Source organism: Pseudonocardia sp. HH130629-09 (genome assembly GCF_001294645.1).
GTDB lineage: Bacteria > Actinomycetota > Actinomycetes > Mycobacteriales > Pseudonocardiaceae > Pseudonocardia.
In genome coordinates this window covers 5,766,297-5,779,179 of the sequence record NZ_CP011868.1, presented here as the reverse complement: position 1 = coordinate 5,779,179, position 12,883 = coordinate 5,766,297, and the positions used below count along the sequence as shown (strand labels likewise).

14 protein-coding genes and 1 tRNA gene are annotated in these 12,883 nt (G+C 72.2%); 3 read left to right on the top strand and 12 right to left on the bottom strand.

Features of this window, described 5'->3' with window-relative positions; all coding sequences use genetic code 11:
• Window positions 1-7 precede the first annotated feature (7 nt).
• Window positions 8-700 carry a hypothetical protein gene (locus tag XF36_RS33060; RefSeq protein ID WP_060714119.1) on the bottom strand — a complete coding sequence of 231 codons (693 nt, stop codon included), beginning with the start codon at window positions 698-700 and terminating at the stop codon, window positions 8-10.
• Between the two features lie 3 nt (window positions 701-703).
• Complete coding sequence (locus tag XF36_RS26925; protein ID WP_020622502.1) at window positions 704-982, bottom strand: hypothetical protein; 279 nt, start codon at window positions 980-982, stop codon at window positions 704-706.
• 512 nt (window positions 983-1,494) lie between these two features.
• Here XF36_RS26925 and XF36_RS26920 point away from each other — a divergent pair.
• Window positions 1,495-3,978, top strand: coding sequence for a (Fe-S)-binding protein (locus XF36_RS26920; RefSeq protein ID WP_064485515.1), 2,484 nt, complete (start codon window positions 1,495-1,497; stop codon window positions 3,976-3,978).
• A 63-nt stretch (window positions 3,979-4,041) separates the two neighbouring features.
• Here XF36_RS26920 and XF36_RS26915 read toward each other — a convergent pair whose 3' ends face one another.
• Complete coding sequence (locus XF36_RS26915) at window positions 4,042-5,211, bottom strand: hypothetical protein (protein WP_060714118.1); 1,170 nt, start codon at window positions 5,209-5,211, stop codon at window positions 4,042-4,044.
• A 31-nt stretch (window positions 5,212-5,242) separates the two neighbouring features.
• On the bottom strand, window positions 5,243-5,548 hold the full coding sequence (locus XF36_RS26910; RefSeq protein WP_064485514.1) for a hypothetical protein: 306 nt from the start codon (window positions 5,546-5,548) through the stop codon (window positions 5,243-5,245).
• Window positions 5,549-5,653: 105 nt separating this feature from the next.
• Between XF36_RS26910 and XF36_RS26905 the strand changes: the two genes are divergently transcribed.
• Window positions 5,654-5,953: an ArsR/SmtB family transcription factor gene (locus XF36_RS26905; RefSeq protein WP_020621989.1), complete on the top strand. Its 300-nt coding sequence runs from the start codon at window positions 5,654-5,656 to the stop codon at window positions 5,951-5,953.
• A 2-nt stretch (window positions 5,954-5,955) separates the two neighbouring features.
• On the opposite strand, the gene dcd is transcribed toward XF36_RS26905, so the two are convergent.
• On the bottom strand, window positions 5,956-6,540 hold the full coding sequence (dcd, locus tag XF36_RS26900) for a dCTP deaminase (RefSeq protein WP_020621988.1): 585 nt from the start codon (window positions 6,538-6,540) through the stop codon (window positions 5,956-5,958).
• 26 nt (window positions 6,541-6,566) lie between these two features.
• The gene (locus tag XF36_RS26895; protein ID WP_060714117.1) at window positions 6,567-7,745 is read right to left on the bottom strand and encodes a UDP-N-acetylglucosamine 2-epimerase; all 1,179 of its coding nucleotides are present in this window, start codon (window positions 7,743-7,745) and stop codon (window positions 6,567-6,569) included.
• Between the two features lie 163 nt (window positions 7,746-7,908).
• Between XF36_RS26895 and XF36_RS26890 the strand changes: the two genes are divergently transcribed.
• Window positions 7,909-7,979, top strand: a tRNA-Gly gene (locus XF36_RS26890).
• Window positions 7,980-8,083: 104 nt separating this feature from the next.
• On the opposite strand, the gene XF36_RS26885 is transcribed toward XF36_RS26890, so the two are convergent.
• The 6 genes from XF36_RS26885 to XF36_RS26860 all read right to left on the bottom strand — a co-directional run bounded on the left by XF36_RS26885 (window position 8,084) and on the right by XF36_RS26860 (window position 12,862).
• Window positions 8,084-9,256: a tyrosine-type recombinase/integrase gene (locus tag XF36_RS26885; RefSeq protein ID WP_060714116.1), complete on the bottom strand. Its 1,173-nt coding sequence runs from the start codon at window positions 9,254-9,256 to the stop codon at window positions 8,084-8,086.
• On the bottom strand, window positions 9,256-9,483 hold the full coding sequence (locus XF36_RS26880; protein ID WP_060714115.1) for a helix-turn-helix domain-containing protein: 228 nt from the start codon (window positions 9,481-9,483) through the stop codon (window positions 9,256-9,258). Before XF36_RS26880 ends, XF36_RS26885 begins: the two co-directional genes overlap by 1 nt.
• A complete protein-coding gene (locus XF36_RS26875; RefSeq protein WP_060714114.1) occupies window positions 9,476-10,831 on the bottom strand; it encodes a replication initiator in 1,356 nt (451 codons plus the stop codon). Before XF36_RS26875 ends, XF36_RS26880 begins: the two co-directional genes overlap by 8 nt.
• A gap of 101 nt (window positions 10,832-10,932) precedes the next feature.
• The gene (locus XF36_RS26870; protein ID WP_238589035.1) at window positions 10,933-11,598 is read right to left on the bottom strand and encodes a hypothetical protein; all 666 of its coding nucleotides are present in this window, start codon (window positions 11,596-11,598) and stop codon (window positions 10,933-10,935) included.
• Entirely contained in the window at window positions 11,595-11,810 is a 216-nt protein-coding gene (locus XF36_RS26865) for a hypothetical protein (RefSeq protein WP_060714112.1), read from the bottom strand. The genes XF36_RS26870 and XF36_RS26865 overlap by 4 nt, the downstream gene beginning before the upstream one ends.
• Entirely contained in the window at window positions 11,810-12,862 is a 1,053-nt protein-coding gene (locus XF36_RS26860; protein ID WP_238589034.1) for an FtsK/SpoIIIE domain-containing protein, read from the bottom strand. The genes XF36_RS26865 and XF36_RS26860 overlap by 1 nt, the downstream gene beginning before the upstream one ends.
• Between the last annotated feature and the right edge of the window lie 21 nt (window positions 12,863-12,883).

The window sequence follows — 12,883 nt, the reverse complement described above, 5'->3', positions numbered from 1 at the left end:
GGTTCGCTCAGGTGCGGCCACGGTGGCCACTCCGGCGCCACGGGTCGGGACGGCCGGTGCGCGCGGGGAGGCTCGCCCCACGACCGCTGCTGCTGCCGCGGGCCCGGCGGAAACGGCTGCGCCGCGGCGCGCTCCCCGGCTCCGGCAACGGCGGGACCACGCGCGTGGGTGCCGCGACCGGGGCCTCGAACCCCGGGACCACCGGGCCGGCGGTGTCGGGGACCGACTCCACGAGGGTGCCGGACGCGGGGCGCGGCGTGGCGTCCGCCGCGGTCAACGAGGACCGGCGGGGCGCACCGAGTGCGCGGGCCCGGCCGCCCGAGGAGGAGGCGCCCGGGTGGGCACGGGTGGTGTGGACACGCACGTGGGACGCACGCACCGAACCACCCGCGGCCTTGCGCCCGGCCCGCGGACCGGTCACCTCGGCCCAGAACTGGGCGAGCACCTGGCCGAGCGGCCGCTCGTAGTCGATCTTCTTGCCGAGCAGGCGGGTGATCGCGATCGTGCCGACGAGCGCCCAGGCCACGGAGAAGAAGTCCAGCCCGATGCCGAGCCGGCGCTGGACGAACATGATCAGCATCATGACGAGGAGACCCACGCCGTAGCTGACGTAGCGGGCGCGCCAGGGGAACGTGGCACGCGGCGGCCCGAGCCAGACGGCGTCGACGCGGTAGACCTCGTCGTCCGTGCGAACGAGCACGGGTCAGCCCGGGGTCACGAGCAGGTTGGCCAGCGCCTGTCCGATGGCCGGACCGCTGCCGGTCACGGCGATGCCCAGTGCGATCAGACCCACCAGTAGTCCGATGCTCCGCCGGGCCACGCCGGCGTTGTCACCACGACCACCGATCCACAGCAGGATGACGGCGATCGCGAGCAGGATCAGCGGCACGATGTTGTTCGTGATCCAGTCGCGGAGGTTGACCGTGGTCAGCTGTCCGCCCTGGGCGAGTACCAGCTGGATCGCCTCGTACGAGGTCTTCACAGCTCCTCCTTGCGGCAGTCCGTTTGTCCCGGTCGCTCCCGCAGGCGAGTAGACCACGAGACCCGTACGTGATCCTAGGGGCTGAGCCACCCGGCCCACGCCTGCGCCACGCTGCGCGATCGGGTCGACACGGTCGGAGCAGTGTCGATCGGGCGTGACTCGCGTCTCCCCGGCGACCCGCCCCCGGCCCGAGATGTCATGGTCGGCTTTGTCTACTGTTCGGTAACAAGTATGGCCCGACCGTGACGGGGTCGGGCGACCCACGGCCGGGCGCACTACCCTTCGCCCGACCGTCGTCGCACCCCACCACACCAGTGCGACGACGAGGTCCGAGGAGGCACTGCGATGACGAGGCCCGTCCGGTCCCGGCGGGACGGTACGCCGTGCGCGCACGACCGCACCCCCGCCTCCGCACGTCCCAGGACCGGTTCACCGTTTCCCGTCCCGATCCGTCACGGCAGCACCACGCTCCGGCAGGGACCGCTGGGTGTTCTACAGGGAGGTTCCTCCAGATGACCTGGGTGCAGTACACGCTCGGCATCATCACGGTGGTGTCGGCAGTGGTCGCCGTCGCGCTCGTGTCCATGACCGTGACCCGGATGGTCCGGATCATCCGGCTCGGTCAGTCCGACCCGACGCGCAACGGCCCGTTCGGGCCGCGGCTCGTGACCATGCTCAAGGAGACCCTGGGCCACACCAGGATGCTCAAGTGGACCAAGATCGGCATCCTGCACTGGCTGGTCATGGTCGGCTTCCTGGGCCTGATCCTGGCGCTGGTCGAGGCGTTCGTGGAGGTCTGGAACCCGACCTTCCACCTGCCGGTGATCGGCGTGTGGTCGGTGTACTCGATCTACGTCGAGTTCCTCGGCGTCGCCACCGTCGTGGGCATCGCCGCGCTGATCGTCATCCGGCAGCTGAACAACCCGCGCTCGCAGGGCCGGATGTCGCGGTTCTACGGGTCGAACATGGGCCGGGCGTACTTCGTCGAGGGCGTCGTGTTCCTCGAGGGCCTGGGCATCCTGGTGGTGCGGGCCGCGAAGATCTCGCTGAACGCCTTCGACGTGCCGGTGTGGTCGGCTCCGGTGTCCTACGCCCTGTCGACGATCCTCCCCGCCTCCACCGCGCTGGTCAGCGTGTTCGCCGCGGTGAAGGTCCTGTCGGCGATGATCTGGCTGATCGTGATCGCGGCAAAGCCCACCATGGGTGTGGCCTGGCACCGGTTCACCGCGTTCCCGAACATCTACTTCAAGCGCAACGACGACGGCTACAAGGCCCTCGGCGCGACCCGGCCGATGATGAGCCAGGGCAAGGCGCTGGACCTGGAGGAGGCCGATCCCGACACCGACACGTTCGGCGTCGGCAAGGTCGAGGACTTCACCTGGAAGGGCCTGCTCGACTTCACCACCTGCACCGAGTGCGGCCGCTGCCAGTCCCAGTGCCCGGCCTGGAACACCGAGAAGCCGCTGTCGCCGAAGCTCCTGGTCAACGCCCTGCGCGACCACGCCTACGAGAAGGCCCCCTATCTGCTCGCCGGCGGCAGCCGTGACATGGCCGGCGACGAGGTCGGCATCACCGGCGAGGGCGCCGAGGAGCGGCTCAAGGCCATCCCGGTCGACGCGCTGGAGGCCGCGGGCCGCCCGCTGATCGGCGGCGAGGACGTGAACGGCGTCATCGACCCCGACATCCTGTGGTCCTGCACCACCTGCGGCGCCTGCGTCGAGCAGTGCCCGGTCGACATCGAGCACGTCGACCACATCATCGACATGCGCCGCTACCAGGTCCTGATCGAGACCGAGTTCCCCACCGAGCTCAACTCGCTGTTCAAGAACCTGGAGAACAAGGGCAACCCCTGGGGCCAGAACGCCAAGGACCGCCTGGAGTGGACGAAGGGCCTGGACTTCGAGGTCCCCGTCGTGGAGGGCGAGCTCGACGCCGACACCGAGTACCTGTTCTGGGTCGGCTGCGCCGGCGCGTTCGACGACGGCCAGAAGAAGACCGTCCGCGCCACCGCGGAGCTGCTGCACCGGGCCGGGGTGAACTTCGCCGTCCTCGGATCGGGTGAGACCTGCACCGGTGACCCGGCGCGCCGCTCGGGCAACGAGTTCGTGTTCCAGATGCTCGCGCAGCAGAACGTCGAGGTCCTCAACACGGTCTTCGAGGGCCGTGAGACCGGGACCCGCAAGATCGTGACGACCTGCCCGCACTGCCTCAACACCCTGGGCCGGGAGTACCCCCAGCTCGACGGGCACTACGAGGTCGTGCACCACACGCAGCTGCTCAACAAGCTGGTGCGGGAGAAGAAGCTCGTCCCCGTCTCGGCCCCCGCCGCCGACGCCGCCCCGGTGACCTACCACGACCCCTGCTACCTGGGCCGGCACAACGAGGTCTACGAGGACCCGCGCGCCCTGGTCAGCGCGGCCGGAGCGACCCTGTCGGAGATGCCGCGGCACGGTGACCGGTCGATGTGCTGCGGTGCCGGTGGCGCCCGGATGTGGATGGAGGAGCGCATCGGCAAGCGCATCAACTTCACCCGCGCCGAGGAGGCCGCCGAGACCCTCACGAAGGCCGGTGGCGGCTCGGAGCCGTCCGGGACGCTGGCGGTCGGCTGCCCGTTCTGCCGCACGATGATGACCGACGGGGTGAACCAGACCGCCGGTGAGGCCGTGCAGGTCCAGGACGTCTCGCAGATGCTGCTCGCCGCGGTCAAGCGAGGCGACCCGGCTCCGGAGCCGGAGCCCGTCGCGGCCGGGACCATCACCGAGACCACCCCCGAGATCACCGCCGAGGACGCGCCGACGACGGAGACCCCCGCCGTCGCCACCCCGGACGCGGAGGTCGCCGAGGAGGCCGCGACGCAGGACCCGGCCACCCCGGCCGGCTCGGACGGGGCGTCGAGCACCGGCACCCCGGCGTCGTCGGGCAACGGGAACGGCAACGGCTCGACCAACGGCTCGTCGCCGGAGCAGGCCGAGCAGCAACGCTCGAACGAGAACTGACCCACCACCGACGACGGCCGGGAACCCCGCACGGGGACCCGGCCGTCGTCGTGTGTGCGGGGGTCAGCAGGGTGCGAAGGAGCTGACCTGGAACGTCGACGGCGTGGTCCGGGTGAGCACGACCCGGCCCAGCTGGGGTGCGGCGGCGCCCCAGGCCGAGCGGCAGGCGTCGACGGTGGTGGTGGCGCCGACCGCCACCACCGGGTCGGGGCGGCGGTCCGGCTCGGTGACCCCGGCTCCCGCCGGCACCCGGCCGTGCAGCACGGCGACGGCGTCCTCGCAGGTGGGCGCCCCGGTGGCGGCCCGCACCTGGTCCAGCGCCGCGGGCTGCACGAGCCGGCAGACCCGGGCCGGGTTCGGTGAGGCGACCCCGGTGTCCAGCGAGACGAGCGCGAGCTGTGGGCGGGCGACGCCGAGATCGGTGCGGAACTGGGTACCGGCCTGGGCGTCGATCCGGGCCTGGTCCTGGCGGATCTCCGCGGAGCGGAACGAGTAGCCGACCCCGGACACGACCAGCAGGACCACGCCCAGGGCGAGCACCTTCCAGCGGGGCAGCAGCAGCGCCCCGGCGACGATCACCCCGACCGACAGGGCCAGCGCCCACGCCCACGGGTTCTCGCGTGTCCCGTTGACCAGGGCCGCGACGAGCACGACCCCGGCGACGTGCGGTGCCCAGCCCTGCAGCAGCCGGTCCAGCCGCAGCAGGGCGAGCAGGAGCAGGGTGCCGAAGCCGAGTCCGACCGGGACCCACCAGCGGTCCGGGTCGTCGAGGAAGGGCAGGAGCAGCAGCGCTGCGCCGGCCAGGCCCAGCGCGGTGGCACCGCGGAGGCTGCGGGGTCGCAGCTTCCGCCACGGGGCCCAGGGGTCGTCGGGCCCCGACCCGGGTGGGTCGGCAGCCCCCGGCCCGGGTCCGGAGCCTCCCGTCGCGGGCCCGTCCGGGAGCACGAGGGCACGCGGGTCGGCCTCCGGCGGTGTCCGGGGCTGCTCCGGGGTCGGCACGACGAGCTCGGTCCCGGGCACCGGCGGGTGCACCGTGCCGCGGTCCGCAGCGTCGCCCTGTCCGGTGGGGCGGTCCGCAGCGTCGCCCGGCCCGGTGGGTCGGTCCGCGGCGGCGCGGGCGGGCGGATCGGGAGCGTCCGGCCGGCGGGCGGCGGGGCGGACGCCGCGGTCGGGTCGTCCGCTGCGGCGACGGCCGGTGGCCCACGGGTCCGGGGAGCTGCGGTCGGCGTCCATCACCTCCCAGCGTAGCGAGGCGGGAGCCCGCTCAAGCGCCGAAGAACGCGTTCATGCCCGGCTCGTCGGACAGGAAGATCTCGATCTCGACGATCCGGCCGTCCCCGATCCGGCAGACGGTGGCGAGGTGCTCGTCGAGCACCCGGTGCCCGCGGCGGGCCGTGTTGTGCAGACCGAGCGCGACGTTGTCGGCGCTCACCAGGACGTGCTCGAGCGCGAAGTCCACCCCGTAGGAGGCGATCAGCGCCGCACGGTCGAGAACCGCTCGCAGCCGGTTCTTGTCCCCGGTGGTGAGGGCGGAGTGGAACTCGGTGGCGATGTGGTGACGGCCGTCCATGGCTCCTCTAACTATTCGAATCAATTCGAACCGGAGTCCTCGAACCCGGCCGCCTCCCAGATGACCGCCGCCACATCAGTTCGAACGCAGTCGTACCATGGGTGCATGCAGGACGATCCGAGCCGCGATGAGCTGAGCATCGAGACCGTGATCGCGGCACTCGACCATCCGGTGCGGATGCGGGTCGTCCGCACCCTGGCCGCCCTCGGCGAGGACGAGACGCTCACCTGCCAGGAGATCCTCCCCGACATGACCAAGAGCAGCGCGAGCCATCACTGGCGGACGCTGCGGGAGTCGGGCGTGATCGAGCAGCGGCGCGACGGCAGGGTGCTGCGGACCCGGCTGCGGCGCGTCGATCTCGACGCGCGGTTCCCCGGGCTCGTGGCGGCCGTCGTCGACGGGTGAGCTCAGCTCCGCCGGGTGTCGGTGCGGTGGAAGCTGCGGAACGCGCGCGACGGGGTCGGCCCCCGCTGCCCCTGGTAGCGCGACCCGACACCCTCGGTGCCGTAGGGCCGTTCGGCCGGGCTGGACAGCCGGAACAGGCACAGCTGCCCGATCTTCATCCCCGGCCACAGGGTGATCGGCAGGTTCGCGACGTTGGACAGCTCCAGCGTGATGTGCCCGGTGAAGCCCGGGTCGATGAACCCGGCGGTGGAATGGGTCAGCAGACCCAGGCGCCCGAGCGAGCTCTTGCCCTCCAGCCGGCCGGCCAGGTCGTCGGGCAGACCGACCCGCTCGAACGTCGACCCCAGCACGAACTCGCCGGGGTGCAGCACGAACGACTCGCCGTCCGGCGTCTCCACCGGGGTCGTCAGCTCGTCCTGCTGCTGGGCGGGGTCGATGTGGGTGTAGCGCGAGTTCTGGAAGACGCGGAAGAACCGGTCCAGCCGGACGTCGACGCTGGACGGCTGGAGCATCTCGACGTCCCACGGGTCGAGCACGAGCCGGCCGGACTCGATGTCCTTGCGCAGGTCGCCGTCGGAGAGCAGCACGCCGACACCCTATCCAGGACCGGTTGTCACGCCTCGGAGGACTCCTCGGAGTCAGACTCCACCTCGCCGGGACCGTGCCGGCCGCCCACGAGGTCGTCGGGCAGCTGCGGCGAGCGGGTCAGCCCGAACATCCAGGCGATGGCCTGTTCGGCCCGGGCGGCCTCGAAACCGTCCGACGCGGCGGCGCGACGCCCGTGGTCACCGTCGAGCACCTGCGCGACGGCGCCGGCCGTGTCGTGGGCGGCGATGCTGCGGATCGAGTCGCCGGGCTGCGGCACGTTCGGCCCGTCGACCAGCACCGCCAGGGTGCCGAGGCCGGGCGCGTCGACGACGAGCTCGTGATCGTCGCTGACCAGGACGGTCGCCGCGGCGAGGACGGCCAGCTGGTCGGGCAGCTGGGGCTCGAGCACGGCCGTCACCCGGGGGTGGGTGCCGAGCGATCGGGCCGTCTCCCCGGCGGCGAGCGCACCGAAGAGCACGATCTCGATCCGCGGGTAGCGCTCCAGCAGGTCCGCGACGCCGCGCAGCACCGGCGACGACGACGCCCGCGCCAGGTCGACGACGATCAGCCTGCGGTGCTCGTCGTGCACCCGCTCCAGCGCGTCGACACAGCCCTGGTGCTGCGGCCCTGGCAGCGAGTTGATCGTGTCGCCGATGGTCAGCACGTTCGGGCCGAGGGGGCTGCCCAGCGCGGAACCGCTGGTGGTGAGGAACAGCGACGCGAGCTGGCCGATGACCCGCCGGTGCGCCTCCTGCGGGAACGGGCACAGCAGGTCGTCGGTGCCCATGCCGGCCTGCATGTGCACGATCGGGATCCGCCGCCAGAACGCGACCGTCGCCGCGACCTCGGCGGCCAGCCCGCCGCCGTGCACCAGCACCGCGGACGGGTCCTGGTCGACGAGCAGCTGGTCGAGCCGGGTGAACAGCGCCGCGGCGACGTCGGCCATGCCGGGCCCGGTGTCCAGCGGCAGCAGGATCGTGATGTCGGTGGGGACGCCGAGCGCCTCGAACGCCTCGTGGACGGCCATCGGGTCCGGCCCGGTGGCGACGGTGATCCCACGGATGCGGTCCGCCGCCGCGACGGCCCCGGCGACCGGGGCCAGCCGTGCGACCTCGGGACGGCTGCCGGCGATGAGCAGTACGTCGTGCTCGTGGTCCGGGGGGAACCCGGACGCATCGACCGACATCGGGTCGAACACCGTCATCGCAGTCACCTTCCGGCCGAGGCGTGACCGACGGTGCCGAGTGTGCGCGGAGCGGGTGGCCCGGTCGAGACATGCGCGCCCGGTGGTCGGTTCGTGCGGTGGCCGGGGCGGGGAGGTCCGTGACAGGTCCACGGATCGTGGTGCTAGGGTGATCTCGCGACATGCGGATGTAGTTCAATGGTAGAACATCAGCTTCCCAAGCTGAATACGCGGGTTCGATTCCCGTCATCCGCTCAGAACACGAAGGCCCAGGTCAGCGGCAGGATCACCGCCGCGCCTGGGCCTTCGTCGTTCCCGGGGAACGGTCCTTCGTGCGATCCCCGTGCGATTCGGGTCTCTCATCCGGCGACCGGCGGATCCGGCTCGGCGCTCTGTGGTCGAGCGGGCCCGCGTCGGTGCTCGTCGACCAGGCCGCTCAGCCCGTCGGCGATCCGGCGGTCGGCCGAGCTGGTCGCACGCTGGTAGATCAGGGCCGCTCGCATGTCGTCATGCCCCATCCGGGACATCAGGTCCTTGGTGCTCGCGCCGGTCTGCGCCGCCCAGAGGTTGCCGGTGTGGCGCAGGTCGTGGAAGTGCAGGCCGGGCGCCCCGAGTTTCTTCACGGTCTCGACCCAGCGGACGAGGTTGTTGAAGTGCGCCCGGCGCAAGGCCCCGCCCTTGGGCCCGGTGAACAGCAGCGCGTCCGGCTCCGGGCCGACGTACTCGCGCAGGTGCTCCACCAGGTCCGGGCGGACGGCCGTCGGGATGCTGATCGTCCGGACCCCGGCTCGGGACTTCGGCGGTCCGACGACGATCCCCCGCCCGACGACCTCGGTGTGGGCGACGCTGACCCGGACCCAGCTCCCGTCTGCGGCGACGTCCTGGCGCCGGAGGGCGGTCGCCTCGCCCCACCGCAGCGTCGCGAACGAGGTCACGATGATCAGCATCCGCAGTCGGCGGTAGCGCATCGCGTCGGCCAGCTCGAACACCTGCGGCACGGTGAGGACCGGGCGTTCCGCCGGGTTCTCCTGGTCGGCGCCGCGGACCCGGCACGGATTCCGAGGAAGGATGCGGTCCTCGTCGACGGCGGTGTTGAGCACCGCCCGCAGGAGCCGGTACGCCTTGGCCGCCATCGTCTGGGACACCCCGGCGGTGAGCAGGTCGGCCCGCCACTGTCGGACGAGCGCCGTGGTCAGCTCACCGAGCGCGACCCCGCCGAGGGTGGGGACGATGTGCCTGGCCAGCAGCCATCGATACAGCTCGACGGTGCGCGGCCGGAGTCCCGCGCGCTGCTCGACCCAGCGTCCGGCGTAGTCGACGAGGCGGACCTTGGCCCGGGACGGGTCCGTCCACTCGCCCTGACTGATCGTCGCCTCGACCCGGGACAGGTAGACGTCGGCATCGGTCTTGCGGGCGAACGTGGTCGGAGCGCTCCGGCGCTGCCCGTCCGGACCGAGGTAGCTCGCCTGGTAGCGGCCGGAGGGCAGCTTGCGGACATGCCCGAACCGACGGTGACCCCGCTTGTTCGCCATCAGGCCACCCCGCCGAGGTCACGCCAGACGCTCGCGGCGGTCACCGGCTCGACCCGCCCGGCCTGGACGAAGGCGTCGAGATCGGCCACGGCGAAGCGCACGTGTCGACCGACCCGGAAGAAGGCGACGCGGCGTTCGGCGATGAGCCGGCGGACGAAGCGCACCGACGTGTTCAGGTGCTCGGCCGCCTGCGGGACGGTCAAGTACTGCGCGGTTGAGTCAGCCATGACGGGCCTCCTTCCTACTCGTGCGCTGTTCGCGTCGTCGTTCGGCGATGCCGAGTGCGATCTCTCGTTCCGCGTCGTTGCGGTGGCCGATGTGGACGACGGACCAGTCGTTGACCACCAGCACCGATCCGGGCTCGGTGGGGGTGTCGAGGGCGGCGAGGGTTTCGCCGAGGCGGTAGGTGCGCCTGTCGCCGCGGATCGCGCCGAAGGTCGTGGAGTAGGCGCGGGATTTGGTGAGGAAGTGGCCGCGGAACCCGAGCATGTGCGCCCAGCGGCGCAGGTTCAGCCCCTCGTACTCCTCGCGTCCGCCGAGCTCCCACGCGGTCTCGATCAGGCGCCGGTGGTGCGCGGTGATGTCGAGGTGGTCGAGGTGGGCGATGTCGCGGATGGGCCGGTCGGTGGCTTCGGACTTGCCGGTGCCCTTGGTGGCGTACTTGGCCACGTAGGCGGCCAGGGCTGAGTCGGTGATCTCCCCGTCGTCGTCCTCCAGCGCCGCCGCGGTCGTGGAGGTGATGGGCCGGATGTCGACCTGGCTGCCCCACGCCAGCGTCTGCGGTGTGCCGTCGGGCCGGTCCACCGTGAGCGACACGTCGTGCGCAGCGTCCCGGATGGCCGCATGGAGTGCGTCGGCTGTGGTCCCGGGCGGTGGTGCGGTCCAGGGTCCGTCGGGGCCGTCGAGGCGCACGACGGCGTGGAAGTGGACGAGCCCGCGGCGTTGGTACTCGGCGACCTTGGCGTAGGACAGGCGTGCGTGGTCGCGGAAGTCGCGGACCCGGACGCCGAGGGCGTGGGCGAGCAGGCGGCGGAGGCGGATGGCGAAGCGGTTCCAGAGGACGCCGGAGTGGGCCTGCCAGAGCACGGCGCCGGTGTAGTCGTGGGTGTCGGGGTCGAGGGCGCAGCCGATGCGGGGGTCGTCGCGGTGGTGCTTGTCCCCGCAGCGGCAGGGGACGATCAGGCCGCGGGCGGTGACCCGGCGGGTGTGCACGGGGCCGAAGGAGGGCGCGGTGAGGGTGACGAACAGCCGCGGGTGTGCGGCGGCCGTGTCCGGGACGCCCTTGCCGCCGGCCATCCCGGAGCGGAGCAGGTGGTAGGCGTCGGAGGCGTAGCGGTCCGAGCACGCGGGGCACACCGACGCTCGTCGGTTGCCGCAGGGGGCGAGGATCTCGCCGTCGCGTTCGGCGAGGACGGTGCCGGTGGTCCGGTCGTAGATGTGGGAGGAACCAGCGAGGTGGATGGGGGCGGCGCAGCCGCCGATCGCGGTGACCTCCCGGCGCCAGGTCTGGAAACCGGTCGAGCGCAGCAAGTGGGACAGATCGTGGTCGTGTGGAGCGGTCGTGGCAGCCGTCATCACGGCATCCCTCCGAGGGACGGGGCGAGTGGGTGCGGGGTGGGCGCCGGCCCCGCCGGGAGCTGGACTCGCAATGGCGGGGCCGGGCCAGATTGCCGGGGTCAGCGGCGGTGGAGGCGGTGCTCGTGCTCGATCTCGACCGGCCCTGGTGCGTAGCCGTGGTAGCGAGCCAGGAGCCGCGCGGCGGCCCGGTAGGACGAGGCGTGGCCGACGAGTGCGCCGTGGTCGTTCTCGACCCGGTAGCGGCCGCCGTCGCGCAGCACGGTCCCGCCTTGCCCGGTCGTGCCGAGGCAGACCAGCGCCTTACCGGGTTCCACCACGTCGACGCCGATCAACCCGGTGGAGCGCTGCGGGGCCTTGGTCGGTTCCGGTGCCCGGGTGGGTTCCGGGATGGGCCGCAGGTGGTCCCAGCGCGACACCATGTCCCGGGTCGCCTTCGGCACGAGCACCGAGCGGGCCGGGCCCTCATCACCGTTGTGGTGGACGTGGTGGGTACCGCCGAGCCGCAGGTGCCCGGTGTCAAGGAGCTGGGCCACGGTGTCCCCGTCATGCCGGGCCAGGGCGTCGGCGCAGCCAGGACGGGCCGGGTCGGCGCGCAGTACGAGCCCGGTGCGCTCGACGACGAACAGCCCCGGGTCCTGGGCCAGCCCGACGACCCGGGCGACTTCCCGCGGGTCCTGCGTCGCGGTGGGCCCGTGGTCGGTGGTCTCGATGACGGCCGGGTCCCCGAACAGCGCGCCCTGCACGGTGCTCGTCTCGGCGGTCATGCCGACCACCACCAGGTGGCGCGGGCTTCCCAGGACCACTCGCGGGCGAGCTGGCGCATCACATACCACTCGGCGACGACGGCCCCGGCGAGGACGATCCAGAACCAGCCGGACCCCGATCCGAGGTAGAGCCAGGTCCCGGCCACGATGAGGGCGAAGAGCAGGGTGAACTTGGCCCAGGTGCGGAGCACCCATGCGGTGGTGGTGCCCATCAGGCGGCGCCCCGCTCGGTGTCGAGGTCGATCACGTCCGCGTCCGGCGGTGGGGTGCAGCGGGTCACGAGTTCGGTGATGTCGTCGTCGGAGACGAATGCCGCCCGGAAGCGGACCGGGAGCCGGGACCCTTTGTCGATCACGAACCCGATCCCGGCGTGGCGGGCGTCGCCGGGAATCTCATCGGCCAGCGCCCCCCGCTCCCGGGCGCCTTCCCCGAGGACCATGTCGACGTGGGAGGCGGCGGTGACGCCGAGGCAGATCCGCTGGGTGAACAGCTCCCGCACGTCCACGACGTCCTTGGAGGGCTCCTGCAGGTAGCCGTGGACGGCGAACAGCGACGCCCGCCCCTGGGTCATCACCTCCGCGAGCAGCCGCAGGGCGTCCCGGACCGAGGTGCGGTCGCCGTAGGCGGTGAGCATCGCCATCTCATCGATCACCAGCAGCTCCACCGGCGTCCCGATGCTGGGGGTGGCGGCGCGGATGTTCTGGTCGCGCATGTCGTCTTGGCGGTCGCGCATGGCGTCGCGGAACTCGGTGAGCAGCTCCAGCGCTTGGGGCATGGTGGTGGCGTAGCGGTGGAACAGCGGGGCGCCCTGCTCGGTCTCCACCCCGCCCTTGAGGTCGACCATCCAGACCCGCACGATGCCGTCGCAGATGCACGGACCGACCCCACGCAGCGTCGACCAGAGCACGGAGCCCTTGCCTGCTCCGGAGGCGCCGGCCACGAGGCGGTGTCCGCCGATGACGGGTGCGGTGAAGGGCTCGCCGCGCTCGTTGTCCCCGATCTCCACCGCGCCCAGGTCCACGTCGTCGACCTGCTCGGGGATGTCGGGTGCGGGGATGGTGCGGGTGAAGGGCAGCTCCCACTCGATGACGATCGCGACGACGCCGGGGCGGTGGCGGGTGATGGCGACCCGGTGGGCGATCAGGGCTTCCCACAGCACGGAGGAGCGTTCCTGCCAGTAGGCGACGTCCTGGCCGCGGACCATGCGCACGTAGACGGTGTCGATCGATCGCGACGACGACCGCACCCGCAGCACGCGGGGCACGAGCAGATCGCCGGTGTGTTG

Coding starts and splice junctions, on each gene's coding strand:
- XF36_RS26920 (WP_064485515.1), top strand. CDS start 1,495: ATGACCTGGGTGCAGTACACGCTCGGCATCATCACGGTGGTGTCGGCA.
- XF36_RS26915 (WP_060714118.1), bottom strand. CDS start 5,211: ATGGACGCCGACCGCAGCTCCCCGGACCCGTGGGCCACCGGCCGTCGC.
- XF36_RS26910 (WP_064485514.1), bottom strand. CDS start 5,548: ATGGACGGCCGTCACCACATCGCCACCGAGTTCCACTCCGCCCTCACC.
- XF36_RS26905 (WP_020621989.1), top strand. CDS start 5,654: ATGCAGGACGATCCGAGCCGCGATGAGCTGAGCATCGAGACCGTGATC.
- XF36_RS26895 (WP_060714117.1), bottom strand. CDS start 7,745: ATGACGGTGTTCGACCCGATGTCGGTCGATGCGTCCGGGTTCCCCCCG.
- XF36_RS26885 (WP_060714116.1), bottom strand. CDS start 9,256: ATGGCGAACAAGCGGGGTCACCGTCGGTTCGGGCATGTCCGCAAGCTG.
- XF36_RS26880 (WP_060714115.1), bottom strand. CDS start 9,483: ATGGCTGACTCAACCGCGCAGTACTTGACCGTCCCGCAGGCGGCCGAG.
- XF36_RS26875 (WP_060714114.1), bottom strand. CDS start 10,831: ATGACGGCTGCCACGACCGCTCCACACGACCACGATCTGTCCCACTTG.
- XF36_RS26870 (WP_238589035.1), bottom strand. CDS start 11,598: ATGACCGCCGAGACGAGCACCGTGCAGGGCGCGCTGTTCGGGGACCCG.
- XF36_RS26865 (WP_060714112.1), bottom strand. CDS start 11,810: ATGGGCACCACCACCGCATGGGTGCTCCGCACCTGGGCCAAGTTCACC.